This window comes from Polynucleobacter sp. AP-Sanab-80-C2 (genome assembly GCF_035012965.1).
Classification (GTDB): domain Bacteria; phylum Pseudomonadota; class Gammaproteobacteria; order Burkholderiales; family Burkholderiaceae; genus Polynucleobacter.
The window spans coordinates 33,907-49,833 of sequence record NZ_JAYGQS010000003.1 but is presented as its reverse complement, the minus strand read 5'-3'; the positions used below and the strand labels follow the sequence as shown (position 1 = coordinate 49,833).

Sequence of the window (15,927 nt, the reverse complement as noted above, 5' to 3'; positions counted from 1 at the left end):
TACAAACCCCAAGGAAGTTAAATGGAACTCAATGGCGAACAACTCATAGCCGCATCGATCCCTGATGTCTGGAGAGGATTGAACGATGTTGATGTGCTTGCCAAATCCATTCCTGGTTGCGAAGAGATTAGCCGTATATCGCCAGAAGAAGTCCATGCCAAGGTGATGTTCAAGATTGGGCCTGTCAGAGCCCGCTTCTCGGGCAAGTTACTGCTCAGTGATGTGATTCCAGATCAATCCTGTTCTATGGCATTCGAAGGTTCAGGAGGCGCTGCCGGTTTTGCAAAAGGACGCTCACGCGTCGAGCTCAAAGCTGCTGAAGGTGGCACCTTAATTTCCTATACAACTGAAGCATCCATTGGTGGAAAGTTAGGTCAGATTGGCGGGCGCTTAATTAGTGCTTCCGCAAAAAAGATTGCAGATGACTTTTTTCAAAAGTTTGCAAAAGAATTAGGCGGGGAGACAGTGGCGCTGGAGTCTGGCGCTGGTAGTGAATAAAAAAGTAGTTCAAAAAATAAAATAGTAGTTAAAAGTAGAAATCAAAAGAGCCACAAAGGCTTACTTCAATTAGCAGTGGAGGAGACAGAATGAAAGCAGCAGCATTTGACTATGTAAAGCCAAAGGCTTTAAGTGATGCTTTGTCTTTGCTGGAGCAAGGCGGTGATGACGCGAGATTAATTGCTGGCGGACAAACGCTTCTGGCTACGCTCAATATGCGACTGTCAGAGCCAAGCATCTTGATTGATATTACCGATGTTGCCGAGCTCAAGGGGATTTCTGTTGTAGGCGACAAACTGCGGATTGGTGCGCTCGTTACTCATACCGAAATCGAAGATTCTGCTTTAGTTGCAAAACACGCGCCACTTTTAAAAGCTGCGGCGCCTCATATTGCGCATCGAGCGATTCGTAACCTAGGAACATGGGGCGGCTCACTCGCTTATGGCGATCCTGCGGCGGAATGGCCTGCTTGCAGTTTGACTTTACAAGCCACTATGGTGATTCATGGGCCTAGTGGCGAGCGCAAAATTGCTGCCAAAGATTTCTTTATTGATCTGTACACCACTTCGTTAGAGCCAGATGAAATTCTGGTCGCTACTGAAATTCCACTGGCTACTAGCAATCAAGTTTTTTACTTCCACGAACTAGCAAGGCGTCATGGCGATTACGCGGTCGCTGGTTTGGCAGCGGTGGCTGAGAAACAAGGGGGCGTATTAAGTCACTGCGCATTTACCTTCTTCTCAGTAAGTGCTACACCTGTAATGGCAAGTGCTGCGCAAGATTTGATCAATGGGCAGTCTTTAAATGATCAGTTGATTGCACAGGCGGTAGCAAGTGCGCGCGAAGAAATAGATGCGATTGCAGATATTACCAATAGTGCAGAAGCGAAGACCCATTTGATTGGTATATTGCTTGAGCGTGGTCTCAAGCACATGCTTGCCTAATTACTCAGATTGTTCGGAGATTTGAAAATGAGCTTGAAGAAAAAAGTATCGATGACGGTGAATGGTGTTGCTGTCAATGCAGAAATTGAGCCACGTCGTCATTTGGTGGATTTTCTCCGCGAGGATTTACATCTTAAAGGCCCACATCTCGGTTGCGAGCAGGGCGCTTGCGGTGCTTGCACCGTCAAGGTGGATGGTCAAATCATCCGCGGTTGTTTATATTTGGCAGTGCAAGCTGATGGCTGTGTAGTTGAAACGATTGAAGGTCTAACAAAAAGCGGTGCTCTAGCTGATCTTCAAGAATCGTTTATGCGCCATAACGCTATGCAATGCGGCTTCTGCTCTTCGGGTATGTTGCTGGCGGCTGCTGAGCTGATTGAAAAGCAGCCTAAGGCTAGTCGTGAGGAGGTTCGCGAATGGATCTCTGGAAATTATTGTCGTTGCACTGGTTATCACTCTATCGTTGATGCGATTGTCGATGTTTTAGAGGCTCGTGCTAAGGGTCAAAAAATTAAACCTGTCGTTGCTCACGCCTAAGGGATTTAGGAAACGTATTATGAATAAGCCAAGCGATTTAAAGGGACTCGTTCTCGATCCCGTTACTAACGATCAACGCTACATCGGTAATAGCGAACCAAGACATAGCGCGCGTCGCTTGCTGGAAGGTCAAGGCACATATATTGATGACATTCAATTGCCGCGCATGGGTCACGTGGTCTTCTGGCGTTCACCAGTAGCCCATATGAAGATCGGCAAAATTCATACTGAGCAAGCGAGCAAGATGCCAGGAGTTCTAGCAATCGTTGATGGCGTTCAGATGGCAAAAATTTGTAAGCCTTGGGTTGCTACCTTAGGTCACTTAGCAGGTATGAAATCCGCACCTCAGCATGCTCTTGCAATTGATAGGGCTTGCTGGCAAGGTGAGCCGGTAGTTGCCGTGGTCGCAGAGACAAGGGCGCAGGCAGAAGATGCCCTGCAACTCGTTGATGTGGAGTGGGAAGAATTGCCTGCTGTGATCTCTATGGAGTCCGCGTTGGATCCGAAGACGCCATTGATTCATCCAGAATTGGGTGACAACTTGTGCTTCACCCGCAGCTTAGATGTTGGTAATGTTGATGAAGCCTTTGCGACTGCAGATGTTGTCGCTGAAGCTACTTTTGGTTTTGGGCGCCACACTGGCGTAACCCTAGAGCCGCGTTGCCAAATTGCAGATTACAACCCGGGTGAGCGTCGTCTGACGGTGTATCACTCGCAACAAGCGCCGCATATGATGCAAGACTTGTATTGCCGTCAGTTTGGTTTATCTGAATCTGATGTGCATGTGATTTGTAAAGACGTTGGCGGATCTTTTGGTATTAAGGTACACGCCTATCCTGATGATTTTGCGACCGTCGGTTTGGCTATGATGCTAGAGCGCCCAGTGAAGTTTGTGGCCGATCGCTTGGAATCCTTTACGAGCGATATTCATGCTCGTGAGCACCGCATTAAAGGGCGGATTGCGGCTAATAAAGCAGGCGATATCTTAGCCTTTGAGATTCATGACTTAACGGGTATTGGACCTTATTCCATGTTCCCCAGGACCAGTGCAATTGAGGGCAACCAAGTAGTGAACTTGGTTGGTGGTCCTTACAAGCATCAGCACTATCGTGCGCATTTAGATGTGGTATTTCAGAACAAAACCCCCACTTGCCAATACCGTGGAGTTGGTCACCCAATTGCGTGTGCGGTGACTGAGGGCTTGGTCGATTTGGCTGCTCAAAAGTTGCAGATGGATCCGCTAGAGTTTCGTAAGCGCAATGTGATCCCTGATGATGCTTATCCCTGTTCTGGAATCTCGGGCATCAAATTAGAAGTGCTCTCACACGAACAATGCTTGCGTACGATTGAAAAGATGATGAATTACCCAGCTTTGCGCAAAGAGCAAGCAGAGTTACGTAAGAAGGGTATCTATCGTGGTATTGGCTTTGCAACCTTGATTGAGCTCACTAACCCAAGTCCTGCTTTCTATGGAGTGGGTGGTGCGCGTATTGCGTCTCAAGATGGCGCTTCAGTGCGTTTAGATCCTAGTGGTGTAGTTTCCGTGTTAGTAGGTGTTGGTGAACAAGGTCAAGGCACAGAAGGTATCTATGCGCAGATTGCTGCAGATGCTGTAGGTGTATCTATTAATCAAGTACGTATTGTTACTGGCGATACCGATGTCACCCCTTACGGCGGCGGTACTTGGGCTTCCCGTGGGGCTGGCGTTGGTGGCGAAGCAGTATTGCTGGCCTGCCAAGCATTGCAAGAAAATATTTTGAAACTGGCGGGTGCGATTTTGAATCGTCCGGTTGCTGAGTTAAGCGTGCATCGCAGTCATGTTTTGGATAAAGCAACTGGTGAACAGTTATTGCCCTTTAGTGAAATCGGCCGCATTGGCTATTTTCGGACTGATACTCTGCCAGTGGGTTTTTCTGCAGACTTGATGGTGACTCGTCATTACACCCAAAAAGATTACCCATTCATCTTTACTAACGGTGTGCAAGCCTCTTATGTGGAAGTAGATCCTGATACCGGCTTTGTGAAGCTCCTCAAACATTGGGCGGTAGAAGACTGTGGTCGCGTACTTAATCCGATGTTGGTGGATGAGCAAGTTCGCGGCGCGATTGTTCAAGGTATCGGTGGTGTGCTCTTTGAAGAGTGCCTCTACGATGAGAGTGGTTTGCTGCGTAATGGCAGTATGGCTGACTACCTTGTGCCGATGGCAAACGAGATGCCAGATATTGAGGTGGCTCACGTAGAAACCCCAACCCAATCTTCTAAGCTGGGCGCCAAAGGGGCTGGTGAAGCCGGAACTGCTGGTGCTCCTGGCGCAGTCCAAAATGCTATCAACGATGCTTTGCTGCCGTTTAATACTGCAGTGTTTGATCAGCCAATTACCTGTGAGAAGATCCTGCGGGCGCTCAAGAAAATCTAATTTTTCAAGGCTTCCCATGACCTCGGTGCATAACCCCGAATGGGGGTTTGCACATCCTGTAACATCAAGTTTTTAGGCAAACCCTTTTTGGGCTAGTCTTTGGGTTAACTTGATACGGTAAAAATCGATATGTCTTCATTAAAAGGTAAAACAGCCCTAGTGACAGGATCTACTAGCGGTATTGGTTTGGGTATGGCTATTGCTTTAGCAAAACAAGGTGCCAACATCATGGTCAATGGCTTTGGCGAAAAAGAGGAAGCGATTGCCAAGATCAAGGCCTGTGGGGTCGAAGTGGATTACCACGGCGCAGATATGAGTAAGCCTGCCGAGATTAAAGATCTTATTGCCCAAACCGAAAAACGTTTTGGCTCATTGGATATTTTGGTGAATAACGCTGGCATTCAGTACACCGCCAACATTGAAGAATTCCCAACAGATAAATGGGATGCCATCATTGCCATTAACTTAAGTTCTGCATTCCATACGACACATCATGCGCTCCCTGGAATGAAACAGCGTAACTGGGGCCGTATTATTAATATTGCTTCTGTTCATGGCTTGGTTGCGTCGATGCAGAAGGCAGCTTATGTCGCTGCTAAGCATGGCATCATTGGTTTAACCAAAGTCACTGCACTTGAAAATGCCCGCACTGGTATTACTTGTAATGCGATTTGCCCAGGTTGGGTATTGACACCATTGGTACAAAAGCAGGTAGATGCCCGCGCTGAGCGTGAAGGCATCTCTAATGACGCCGCTAAGGCTGCCTTGGTATCGGAGAAGCAACCGTCTGGAGAGTTTGTAACTCCAGAGCAGTTAGCCGCGCTTGCAGTATTTCTCTGTGGTCCTGACGCCTCTGAAGTTCGTGGCGTAGCTTGGAATATGGATGGCGGTTGGGCTGCTCAGTAAATATTTGTTACCAAATAGCGCTAGCTTTGAGTAACTCTGCAGAGCTTACTCATCAGTGATCTTTTTATCTGCGATGATCTTGCCCCACATCGCAGATTGACTCGCAATGTATTTTTGTAAGTCTTCCCTGCTACCTGGATTGGGCGTTAAGCCATGCTCGGCTAATTGCGTACTAGTGGCCTTATCTTTCAGCGCTGCTACTAGCGCTTTATTCCACTTCTCTAAAATGATGTCAGGCGTTTTTCCTGGTGCTACAAATGCATACCAGTTACTGGCATCAAATCCTGGATAGCCAGACTCTGCAATCGTTGGAACATTGGGAAGGGTGGGCGCGCGTTTTAATCCAGTGGTCGCAATCGGAATGAGCTTGCCATTTTTGATATATGGATCAGCAGTCGCTAGAGCAGAGTAATAAGAAGAGACTCGGCCACCTAGAAGATCGACCATCGCTGGGCTGCCACCTTTATAGGGGACATGAACGGTATCAATATCAGCACGTACGTTTAAGAGTTCGCCCTGTAAGTGAGATGCAGAGCCACTACCTGTAGAGGCAAAAGTAATCTTGCCAGGATTCTTTTTGGCTAGCGCTATATATTCTTTAAAGTTCTTGACACCCAGCTCTGGAATTACCACCAAGACATTCGGGAAGGTAACCCCCATCGTTAAGGGGGCTAAATCTTTTTGGGGATCATAGGGTAACTTCATCAGATGCGGTGCGATAGACAGTGGTCCGATGGAGCCAAAGAGGATGACCGATCCATCAGTTGGTGCAGTAGCGGTATAAGCATGCGCAATGTTGCCACCAGCACCGGGCTTATTGTCCACAATCACATTTTGTCCAAGATCTTCACTTAATTTTTTGGCAATCACACGAGCTGCACTGTCAGCAGATCCGCCGGCTGCAAAGCCAACCACAATCGTGATGGTCTTCTTAGGTGGAAATTCCTGAGCGTAGACGCTACAGATGTAAGTAAATGCTGTGAGCGTGAGGTAAATCAGTGTTTTGAAAAAAGATGGGGCAGGCATATATCTTCTCGTTCGGTTGCTGTTTTTTGCTTATTTTGCGCCCCAAACTGGGCGAAGTCACTATCGAAGTGACAATTTTGGGTAAGAATGATGGAATTTTGGCTACCCGAACAAAATCAGCAGAATCGTTTATAGTTACAGCGCATTCTTATATCTAGGAGATCCTTTTATGGCTTCAATTTTGACCTCATTGGGACGCACAGTATTGGCTGGTTTTGTGCTCCTCGTTTTAATTATTCTCGCTTTGGGCGGTAACTTTAGCTCTGCTGAATTGCCATTCATATTCCGTTGGTTGCACGTGATGTTTGGCGTGATGTGGATTGGTTTGCTCTGGTACTTCAACTTTGTGCAAATTCCATCTATGCCAAAAATCCCAGATGAGCAAAAGCCAGCGATTGGTAAAGTGATTGCTCCAACAGCATTGTTTTGGTTCCGTTACGCAGCACTCTTCACAGTAGTGACTGGTTTGATTGTTGCTGCTTTGAATGGCTATCTCCATCAAGCGTTTACATTACAAGCGCCATTCCGTGCAATTGGCTTGGGCATGTGGATTGCCTTGATAATGGCTTTCAACGTATGGTTCATCATTTGGCCTAATCAGAAACGTGCTCTTGGCATCGTAACTGTTGAAGCTGATGTCAAAGCAAAATCTGCCCGCGTTGCGATGTTGACATCCCGCTTGAACACAGTGCTCTCAGTGCCAATGTTGTTCTTGATGTCTGCACAATCACATAACACTACTTGGTTCGTGATCGTTTCATAATCACTCTGAGTTCGCATCAATGAAAAGGCCCGCGATGCGGGCCTTTTTTATTCCCTAAGGGTAAGCGTAAAAACGCTAGGCCAGAATAGCGGGCAACTCCTTAGTGAGGGCACCACGCTGTGCAGTCGCTGTGCCCATCAGTACAAATCCCAAAAGCTTGCCATCTTCAGACTCAAAGCGCGCTTCTAGTCCGCCTTCAACAGGATTGGTTTTCCATTGCCCAGTAGCACCTTTGGCTGGGGGCGAAACGATCGTAGCCAATGCCGGTGTTTTCACCATCACGGGCATTGCAGGATAGGTGAGGGCAGTACGTTGACCAGTCAGCGTCACTGCCAATGCTCGAGCTGCTTGCATGATCGGCATCACATAAGGCAGCACCAGACCTTCCACTTCAGCACAATCACCTAGTGCATATACATGGGGTGCATTGGTTTCTAATTCTCGGTTGACTTGAATGCCAATGCCGGTAGCTATGCCAGCTGCTTTAGCAAGATCAAGGCGAGGTTTTAGTCCCACAGCTGACAGCACTACATCGCTAGCAATCAGAGTACCATTGGCTAAAGTGATATTGAGTTCATTGCTATTGCGATCGATGGATTGCACAGTGGTGTTGAAATGCCATCGCACTCCAGCAGCACTTAGTTTACTTTGCAAATCGTTTGCTGCCATCTCTGGTATCAAGCGTCCAAGAGCTTGTGGTGCCAAGTCAATGACATCGACTTCGTAGTTGCCTAGCACTAAGTCATTGGCAAACTCGCAGCCAATCAGTCCCGCACCCAAAATGGCAACTTTCTTTTTGCCTGAAATAGCATTGCGAAACTTTGCATAATCTTCAAGATCATTGACAGTCAATACTTCATGAGCGGCATTGCCTTGGAGTGGGAGGCGAATCTGATCTGCGCCCAGAGCCAAGACGAGTTGACGGTAAGTGATCTCACCTTTACTCGTAATGATGATTTGCTTGGCGCTATCGATCGCATACACATCTGTTTCAGATAAGATGTTGAGTCCTAATTGGCTTGCCATAGCCTCTGCTGGAGTAGAAATTAATTGAGCTGCCTCTTTTTTCCCAGCTAGCGCAGTTGAGAGCATCGGTTTGGAGTAAAAATATCCCGGCTCTTTTGTCACAAGCGTAATAGGAATCTCTTTATCGAGTTTTCGGATTTCGCGTATGACGGTATATCCAGCCAATCCGCTACCAACAATGACAATAGCAGATGAGGATTTCGAATTATTTTGATCCAAGCTGGACTCCCTAGTAATGCGTTAATTGTGGTGATGCAATGTAGATATCGAAATAGATTCGATGATTAAATCTGCACCATTTCAAAGTCAGATTTTGATACTCCACAATCTGGACACTCCCAGTTATCTGGTACATCCGCCCAAGCGGTACCGGGGGCAATCCCATCCTCTGGAAGGCCTTTTGCTTCATCATAGATAAAGCCACATACGATACATTGCCAAGAATTCATTTTGGTTCCTTTAATGTTGAAGGATGAGTTTAAATTTAATTCCGCTTTATTTCTTGCTGAGCCTCAACAGCCTATTGCAGAGGGTATCTTGATATCATTCCAATGAATGAATATGCTATTATTAATCAAATTAATCGATAAGGAGGCGTCATGGCGTATTTACCGTCATTAAGACAGCTGAATTATTTGGTGGCTTTAGCTAAAGAGCTGAATTTCACTCGTGCAGCTGAGACCTGTTTTGTCGGGCAATCTACTCTCAGTGCTGGCTTAAAAGAATTAGAAGAGGGTTTGGGGATAAAGCTAGTTGAGCGTGATCGCCAAAATGTTTCTATCACTCCTGCGGGTGTAGAGGTTCTTGAGCGCGCTAAATTAATTTTGACGGCCTCTGAAGATTTAGTGGAGTATGCGGGTGCTTCAGGCAAGCCCATGACAGCAACCATTCGGTTAGGGGTGATTCCAACGATTGCGCCATTCCTATTGCCCACAGTCTTACCGGAAGTCCGTAAACGATTTCCAGATCTTAAAATTACTTTGCGAGAAGATTTAACAGCGAACTTGTTATCTAGGTTGGCTGAGCATAAATTGGATTTCGCCTTAATTGCCTTGCCTTATGATGTCAGCGGTCTGCTAGTAGAAGAATTATTCGATGATCACTTTTGGTTGGTAGCTCGCGAGGGTGATCCAGCACTCAAAGGTAAAGAGGTCACTTTGCCTGCCAAAATGGCGGAGCGACTATTGCTCTTAGAAGAGGGGCATTGCTTGCGCGAACATAGCTTGCAAGCCTGCAAAAAAGCAGACATTCGGAAGGATGAGGGCATGGAAGCGACTAGCTTGTTGACCTTGTTGCAAATGGTTGAATCTGGTTTTGGGATTGCTTTGCTTCCAGAGATGGCCGTGAAAAGTAGTCTGCTCAATAACAGCGATTTGGTTGCCAAAGCCATGGCTGCACCTGCGCCAAAACGGATCATTGCTTTGGTTGCAAGATCGTCTACTGCCCACCTCGCAGAGTTTGCTGCACTATCGGCTTGTATTCGGGAGCGCTTTGGTATCAATCTTCAAAAGTCAAAGTAAGCCCTGCACGAAATAGTAAACATTGTTAGAGTCACCCCTGTTGTTTCATTATTCATAAAGAAAGTATTTAATGTCCGGAAAAGAAATTATGTTTACCCCAGTAAAACTGGGTTCTATTCAATTAAAGAATCGTCTGGTCATGGCGCCGCTGACAAGGATGCGCGCAGTAGCAGGTGACGTACCAAATCCACTGGCAAAGACTTATTATGCGCAGCGTGCGAGTGCTGGCCTCATCATTACAGAAGCAACCCAAATTTCCCCTTTGGGAATGGGTTATCCAGCAACGCCGGGTATTTACTCGCCAGAGCAAACGGCTGCCTGGAAAGAAATTGTTGACGCTGTGCATGCCAAAGGTGGCACTATCGTCGCGCAGTTGTGGCATGTGGGGCGCATTTCTCATTCTTCATTACATCCAGAGCAGGGCGTACCGGAGGCTCCTTCGGCCATTGCTGCATCAGGGCAAACTTATGGCGCTGATTGGAAGTTGCACGACTACGAAACTCCCAAGGCAATGAGCTTAGATGATATTGCGCGTCTTTTGAAAGAGTATGCAGCGGCCGCTCAGAATGCAAAGCTTGCAGGCTTTGACGGGGTTGAAATTCATTCTGCCAATGGTTATTTATTGGATCAGTTCTTGCAAGATAAAACCAATCAACGATCTGATCAATATGGCGGCTCAATCGACAATCGTTTGCGTTTATTAGGCGAAGTGATTGATGCAGTCAGTAAAGTATTTCCCAGTGATAAGGTTGGCGTTCGTCTTTCACCTTATGGCACCTTTAATGACATGGCTGATAGTGATCCGGTAGCGCTATTTAGTGCAGCAATCCAGAAGTTAAATACTTACAACTTGGCTTATGTCCATATGATTGAGCCACGCGCTACCAGTGCTGGTGGCGGAGATCAGGTAAATGAGGATGCGCCAGTGACTTCAGAGCTTTTCCGTAAAGCCTATCAGGGGCAATTTATCACTGCTGGTGGCTACGATCAGGCAATGGGCGAAAAAGTATTAGAAGCAGGTTTGGCTGATACAGTAGCTTACGGTCGTCTCTACATCTCTAATCCAGATTTAGTTGAGCGCTTCCAAAGTAATGCTTCTCTGAATCCCTATAACCGCGCTACCTTCTATGGCGGTCAAGAGGCGGGTTATACCGATTACCCAACGCTCTAGAGCAATGACAGTAAGCACATGAAGCTACTGAATAAACCCCACTCTTATCGGTGGGGTTTATTTTTTGTCTTCGGGGTCTTTGAGAAGATCGTAGTGATTAGCTACTAGTAATAAAGCAAGCGAGGCACAACCCATTGCAAAGAATTGCCATTGATGCAACATAGCGGTACCTACTACGGTCATCAAAATCGTCCATCCAACAGCCATCTTGGCTTTTTTAGAAAGCGGTTTCATCTTTAAAAGTCCTTAAGCGGGGGCTTTAATCTTATTGAGCATACGACGTAGGGTGTCGTCCTTAATAATGTAATGTTGCCACAAGCCAGCTAAAGCATGAATGCCAATCAGGAAGTAAAGTGAATTTCCTAAAAACTCATGGATTCCTTCAACGAGTTTTTTCATCTCCGGATTAGGGGTTAGTAGCTGAGGCCATACCAATCCAAAGAAATGGATTTCTTTGCCACCGTATTGGAAATAAAGCATGCCAAAGATGGGCGATATCAATAGCAGAGCATACATGAGCCAATGCATTGCTTGGGCAAAAGAAGTCAATATCGGTTTGGGGTTAGTAGGCTTAGGAACGCCATAAACCAAGCGAACCATGAGGCGAAGGGCCATGGCTAAAAAAATGAGCTGCCCAATCACACCGTGAACTATTTTACAAAGCTCACGGGGCTCACTCCCTTTAGGAAACTGACCTTTTAATTCAATAGCAATAAATGCTGCGATGACGAGAAGGAATACAAACCAGTGAAGAAAGATGGAGGCAGGGTGATATTGTGATTTAGACATAGTAAGGCGTTATTGAGGTAATGATTCATCATAAATGATAATGACTCTCATTAGCAATAACAAGACTATGGGTAATTTCCCCTATTTCTGGGTATCCCAGGGTTAATTTAGCCTTACTTTGGCGCTAAGCTCGCTCAGCAGACCTCTTTTATCCAGCAGAGATAGGCGTAGCGCTTCGACCTCAAAATCGAGTTGGCCAGGATGAAACTCATCATCATTTTGCAGGTGAATAACGTAAGTCCATACCAACTCGCGGCCGCGGTTCTTATACACATCAACAACACGTTTCATGATTACCGCCTATTTGGGGTGTAGCTTAATGATTGGTTGAAGATGGATTGGTGATGACCATCTTGGGATTTAAGTTTTGTTTCAGAGTCATGAGATTGCGTGGTTCAATGCGGATCACGCCACCTCTCGGACTATCAATATCTGCTATTAAAAAGAAAGATATCGATGTCACAAAAGGGAAGATCATGAAAAGCCCTACATTTTTTCTAAAATTGCGGGCACCAAAGCCAACCAACATATTTGCACATATGGCAATTGCTGACATGAGGGCCCAGGCAGGATAGGGGATTCGATTCCACCAGGCGGCTTGTACATATCCCTGAGAATTTAAAACATCATTCATGCCTGAAATGACCAGGGCTATAGTGGGGCTTGGCTGTGAACGAGCGACCTCTAGCACTTCAACCCAGAGGGCATTCTGAAGTGCATCGGTCTTTTGCTGTATCTCCTGAACTTTATCTTTACTTTGTCTTGAGTAGAAGAGAATGCGCTGATCAAGGTATTGATTGAGGAGGTCCTTGGTTCTAGCGGAAGCCTTGCTCGGTAGAAGATCCGCCCTGAGATATTCAGTACCAATAGCATTGGCTTCACCTTCTTCGAGAGTCTCTCGATTGTCATGCCGGTCAATCGCCATTGAGAAAGTAAAGCCAATAATGAGTGCCAGTAAGGTCAGGGTTGCCGTTTGAATGACGCCGAGGTCTTCTGAGGTTTCGGTGTCTTTCGTGCGAAAGCGACTCAGTACTGCGTTACCAAAAAGAACAGATAAAGCGAAGCACAGAAATGCAATCCCAAAGACTAAAGCGGGGTGGTTAAGGAGATAAGAAATTTAGAAAGTTCCCGGATACAAAATGTCTTTAGTCACATCCTGAATATCACGATGACCTGTAAATGCCATAGTGATATCTAACTCATTGTGGATGAGTTCGAGGCATTTAGTCACGCCAGCCTCACCCATGGCGCCTAGGCCATAGAGAAAGGGGCGCCCAATCATCGTACCGCGCGCACCCAATGCCCATGCTTTTAAAACATCTTGGCCAGAGCGAATGCCACCATCCATCCAGACTTCAATATCTTTGCCTACGGCATTCACAATCCCGGGTAGCGCTTGGATACTCGAAATCGCACCATCGAGTTGGCGACCGCCATGGTTTGAGACGATTAATGCATCAGCGCCTGAGTTTGCTGCGAGGCGCGCATCTTCTTCATCCAAGATGCCTTTGATGATGAGCTTGCCACCCCAGAGTTTTTTGATCCATTCAACATCGCCCCAGTTCAAACCTGGATCGAATTGCTCCGCAGTCCAAGAGGAGAGTGAAGACATATTGCCTACACCAGTAGCGTGACCGACGATGTTGCGGAATGTTCTGCGCGGTGTCATCGCCATTCCTAAGCACCAGCGTGGCTTCGTGGCCATATTCATCATATTGGCGATCGTTAGCTTTGGAGGGGCAGACAAGCCGTTCTTTAAATCTTTATGACGTTGACCTAAGATTTGTAAATCGAGTGTTAAGACTAGGGCGGAGCACTTCGCTGCTTTTGCACGCTCAATGAGGCGCTCAATAAAGCCACGATCTTTCATGACGTAAAGCTGAAACCAAAAGGGTTTGGTAGTACGTTCAGCCACATCTTCGATCGAGCAGATACTCATCGTTGACAAGCAGAAGGGCACACCAAACTTTTCAGCAGCTCTTGCTGCCAGAATTTCGCCATCTGCATGTTGCATACCAGTTAAACCAGTGGGTGCCAGCGCTACTGGCATTGCCACCTCTTCACCCACCATCGTTGTTTTGGTGGTGCGATTGGTCATATTGACTGCGACACGTTGACGTAATTTGATTTTCTGAAAATCAGATTCATTCGCACGATAGGTAGACTCTGTCCAAGACCCTGAATCTGCATAGTCATAAAACATCTTGGGGGTACGTTTTTGGTGAAGAACCCGTAAGTCTTCGATATTGGTAATGATTGGCACTGTGAACCCTTATTGATTGCTCTTTTGGATTAGCATTTATCTAATTAAGCTCTATCTTAGCAATACCGAGGATTTGTTTCTACAATGCTAGGGTATACCTATTCAGAGCGCCTTTAATGGCTACCCATCCCTCACGATTGCATGCCTAAACTGATCTTTGCTACTGCTACTTATCTGTTGATCGCGACAGCCTTATGGGCTGGAAATGCGATAGCTGGGCGCTTATTGGTGGGCAGTGTTTCGCCGATTACCTTGAGTACGGTACGTTGGGGTCTAGCCGCTTTACTCTTACTACCTTTGGGTTGGCGTGTCTTTAAACCGGGAAGTGATTTATGGCAGAACAAGAAGCGTTTTGTGCTCTTAGGTCTCTTTGGGGTAGGTAGCTATAACGTTCTTTTATATCTAGCGTTACAAACTTCTACCGCAATCAATGTCACCTTAATTGGTGCCAGTATGCCAATTTGGATGTTGTTTATTGGTGCTGTGTTTTACCAAGTGAAGCCAAATCTACTGCAATTGATTGGCGCCATCGTTTCTTTACTTGGGGTAGCGATTGTATTAACGAGAGGTGAGCCATCCACCTTGCTGGGGATGCAATTGGTTATCGGCGATCTCTTTATTATGTTAGCCACGTTCTTGTGGGCTACTTATAGCTGGATGCTTAGTAAGCCTGGTTCAAGCTCGGAACGTCAATGGCCTTGGGCAGATTTTTTGATGGCCCAAGTATTGGTGGGCCTGTTATGGACCGGACTGTTTGATGGCTTTGAGATTGCCACTGGGCATGCTTATCTTGATCTCAATCTATGGACTGGCTCTTTGATTCTGTTTGTCGCCGTTGGACCCTCACTCATTGCTTACCGTTGCTGGGGTATGGGTGTCAGTGGAGCGGGTCCTACCGTAGCCGCTTTCTTTGCAAACTTTATTCCGCTGTTTACTGCCATCTTATCTGCAGCTATGTTAGGTGAGCCCCCACAGTTATTTCATGCCTTAGCGTTTGCCTTGATTGTGGCTGGGATTTGGGTTTCCTCTAAAACCACCAGCCCAAAAGGAAATGCTGCTTAGCCTTTTAATAAGCCGGAAGCAATTAAACCCCGCTTAACATGAGTGCGGTGACTCTCAGTGACATCTACTGCTGGCGGTCTCACGAGAGAGTTAGGAATTTGCCCAAGCTGTACTAAAGCTTCTTTAACGCAAGCCACTTCACTGGTGGGAGAGCTTGGCTCTTGGTTTTCAAAGACTCCATCCATGATTGGAATACAAAAATCACGGTGAATTTTTTGTGCTTTAACGGCGTCGCCATTCATTGCGGCATCAATTAACTCAACCCACTTTGGCGTGTCTATAACGCTGATACCAATTAACGCTCCATGAACGCCATGCAGCAGCATTCCTAGCAGTGGAGGTGAATCAAGTGCGGCTAAGACAGTGAGTTTGTCGTGCAATGCTTCCCAAATTTGCACATAACGAGTCACTGTTCCGCAGGCGGCTTTCACTGCAACCACATTTCGAATGGTAGAAATTTTGACCAAAGATTCTAGTGAGTAAGCGCAGCCAGATGGATCGGGGTATTGAAAAACAATCATTGGCAAATCAACCTGCTCATCCAACATTTTGAAGAATTGATAAGCTGATGCAGGGTTTTGAGCCAGTCTACGATATGGGCGCGCATCAAATGGATTGAGTACTAATAGTGCATCTGCCCCAGCTTCTTTTGCTAGAAGACCATCTTTAACGGCTGCAGGTCCTCTTCCTTCAATTCCGCTAATCAATATTTGTCCGGGGAGCAAAATTTCTCGAGCTAAATGCAGTACTTTCCTTTTCTCATCATCTGAAAGTTGTAGGATTTCTGCGAGCCCAGCATTTACTGCAAGCCCCTTGACCCCAGGTGTATGAGCGGTCTCTTTAAGGTGGCGGGCTAAGGCTTCATAGTCTACGCTCAGGTCGGCTTTGAAGGGTGTAATCGTTGCAGGGTAAAGGCCGCGAAGCACAAGGGATTTTTGATTTTCAGGCATTGCAGACCTTTAGGTTTTAAATGGGAGAGTGCTTTTAGGGCTCGATGATGTTGTAG

18 protein-coding genes are annotated in these 15,927 nt (G+C 46.5%); 9 read left to right on the top strand and 9 right to left on the bottom strand.

What is annotated here, in order from left to right:
* The first annotated feature begins 21 nt into the window (after positions 1 to 21).
* The 5 genes from VC178_RS05625 to VC178_RS05605 all read left to right on the top strand — a co-directional run bounded on the left by VC178_RS05625 (position 22) and on the right by VC178_RS05605 (position 5,301).
* Entirely contained in the window at positions 22 to 498 is a 477-nt protein-coding gene (locus VC178_RS05625; RefSeq protein WP_215295181.1) for a CoxG family protein, read from the top strand.
* A gap of 89 nt (positions 499 to 587) precedes the next feature.
* A complete protein-coding gene (locus tag VC178_RS05620; protein ID WP_215318337.1) occupies positions 588 to 1,442 on the top strand; it encodes an FAD binding domain-containing protein in 855 nt (284 codons plus the stop codon).
* 27 nt (positions 1,443 to 1,469) lie between these two features.
* Positions 1,470 to 1,979: a (2Fe-2S)-binding protein gene (locus tag VC178_RS05615; protein ID WP_215318336.1), complete on the top strand. Its 510-nt coding sequence runs from the start codon at positions 1,470 to 1,472 to the stop codon at positions 1,977 to 1,979.
* Positions 1,980 to 1,998: 19 nt separating this feature from the next.
* Complete coding sequence (locus tag VC178_RS05610; RefSeq protein ID WP_323481859.1) at positions 1,999 to 4,395, top strand: xanthine dehydrogenase family protein molybdopterin-binding subunit; 2,397 nt, start codon at positions 1,999 to 2,001, stop codon at positions 4,393 to 4,395.
* Between the two features lie 129 nt (positions 4,396 to 4,524).
* Positions 4,525 to 5,301, top strand: coding sequence for a 3-hydroxybutyrate dehydrogenase (locus VC178_RS05605; RefSeq protein ID WP_323481858.1), 777 nt, complete (start codon positions 4,525 to 4,527; stop codon positions 5,299 to 5,301).
* A gap of 45 nt (positions 5,302 to 5,346) precedes the next feature.
* Here the strand turns inward: VC178_RS05605 and VC178_RS05600 are convergent, their stop codons facing one another.
* A complete protein-coding gene (locus VC178_RS05600) occupies positions 5,347 to 6,327 on the bottom strand; it encodes a tripartite tricarboxylate transporter substrate binding protein (protein WP_323481857.1) in 981 nt (326 codons plus the stop codon).
* A 169-nt stretch (positions 6,328 to 6,496) separates the two neighbouring features.
* Here VC178_RS05600 and VC178_RS05595 point away from each other — a divergent pair, with 169 nt between their 5' ends.
* Complete coding sequence (locus VC178_RS05595; RefSeq protein ID WP_215295169.1) at positions 6,497 to 7,090, top strand: urate hydroxylase PuuD; 594 nt, start codon at positions 6,497 to 6,499, stop codon at positions 7,088 to 7,090.
* Between the two features lie 75 nt (positions 7,091 to 7,165).
* Here VC178_RS05595 and VC178_RS05590 read toward each other — a convergent pair whose 3' ends face one another.
* Both VC178_RS05590 and VC178_RS05585 read right to left on the bottom strand, forming a co-directional pair.
* A complete protein-coding gene (locus VC178_RS05590; RefSeq protein WP_323481856.1) occupies positions 7,166 to 8,335 on the bottom strand; it encodes an NAD(P)/FAD-dependent oxidoreductase in 1,170 nt (389 codons plus the stop codon).
* Between the two features lie 65 nt (positions 8,336 to 8,400).
* Entirely contained in the window at positions 8,401 to 8,565 is a 165-nt protein-coding gene (locus VC178_RS05585) for a rubredoxin (protein ID WP_215295166.1), read from the bottom strand.
* 150 nt (positions 8,566 to 8,715) lie between these two features.
* On the opposite strand from VC178_RS05585, the gene VC178_RS05580 reads away from it, so the two are divergent.
* Both VC178_RS05580 and VC178_RS05575 read left to right on the top strand, forming a co-directional pair.
* Positions 8,716 to 9,636 (top strand): hydrogen peroxide-inducible genes activator, encoded by a 921-nt coding sequence (locus tag VC178_RS05580; RefSeq protein WP_215318331.1) that lies wholly within the window; start codon positions 8,716 to 8,718, stop codon positions 9,634 to 9,636.
* Between the two features lie 70 nt (positions 9,637 to 9,706).
* On the top strand, positions 9,707 to 10,807 hold the full coding sequence (locus tag VC178_RS05575) for an alkene reductase (RefSeq protein ID WP_323481855.1): 1,101 nt from the start codon (positions 9,707 to 9,709) through the stop codon (positions 10,805 to 10,807).
* Positions 10,808 to 10,864: 57 nt separating this feature from the next.
* On the opposite strand, the gene VC178_RS05570 is transcribed toward VC178_RS05575, so the two are convergent.
* From VC178_RS05570 to VC178_RS05550, 5 genes are all read right to left on the bottom strand, one after another.
* Positions 10,865 to 11,041: a hypothetical protein gene (locus VC178_RS05570; protein ID WP_215295160.1), complete on the bottom strand. Its 177-nt coding sequence runs from the start codon at positions 11,039 to 11,041 to the stop codon at positions 10,865 to 10,867.
* Between the two features lie 12 nt (positions 11,042 to 11,053).
* A complete protein-coding gene (locus VC178_RS05565) occupies positions 11,054 to 11,596 on the bottom strand; it encodes a cytochrome b (protein ID WP_216176809.1) in 543 nt (180 codons plus the stop codon).
* A 102-nt stretch (positions 11,597 to 11,698) separates the two neighbouring features.
* The gene (locus tag VC178_RS05560) at positions 11,699 to 11,887 is read right to left on the bottom strand and encodes a hypothetical protein (RefSeq protein ID WP_215295156.1); all 189 of its coding nucleotides are present in this window, start codon (positions 11,885 to 11,887) and stop codon (positions 11,699 to 11,701) included.
* A gap of 25 nt (positions 11,888 to 11,912) precedes the next feature.
* The gene (locus VC178_RS05555; protein WP_251369955.1) at positions 11,913 to 12,521 is read right to left on the bottom strand and encodes a hypothetical protein; all 609 of its coding nucleotides are present in this window, start codon (positions 12,519 to 12,521) and stop codon (positions 11,913 to 11,915) included.
* Between the two features lie 192 nt (positions 12,522 to 12,713).
* On the bottom strand, positions 12,714 to 13,859 hold the full coding sequence (locus VC178_RS05550) for an alpha-hydroxy acid oxidase (protein ID WP_215295154.1): 1,146 nt from the start codon (positions 13,857 to 13,859) through the stop codon (positions 12,714 to 12,716).
* A 141-nt stretch (positions 13,860 to 14,000) separates the two neighbouring features.
* On the opposite strand from VC178_RS05550, the gene VC178_RS05545 reads away from it, so the two are divergent.
* On the top strand, positions 14,001 to 14,921 hold the full coding sequence (locus tag VC178_RS05545; RefSeq protein WP_323481854.1) for a DMT family transporter: 921 nt from the start codon (positions 14,001 to 14,003) through the stop codon (positions 14,919 to 14,921).
* Here the strand turns inward: VC178_RS05545 and VC178_RS05540 are convergent.
* Positions 14,918 to 15,871 (bottom strand): dihydrodipicolinate synthase family protein, encoded by a 954-nt coding sequence (locus VC178_RS05540; RefSeq protein ID WP_323481853.1) that lies wholly within the window; start codon positions 15,869 to 15,871, stop codon positions 14,918 to 14,920. The two genes, VC178_RS05545 and VC178_RS05540, sit on opposite strands and share 4 nt — an antisense overlap.
* Positions 15,872 to 15,927 lie beyond the last annotated feature (56 nt).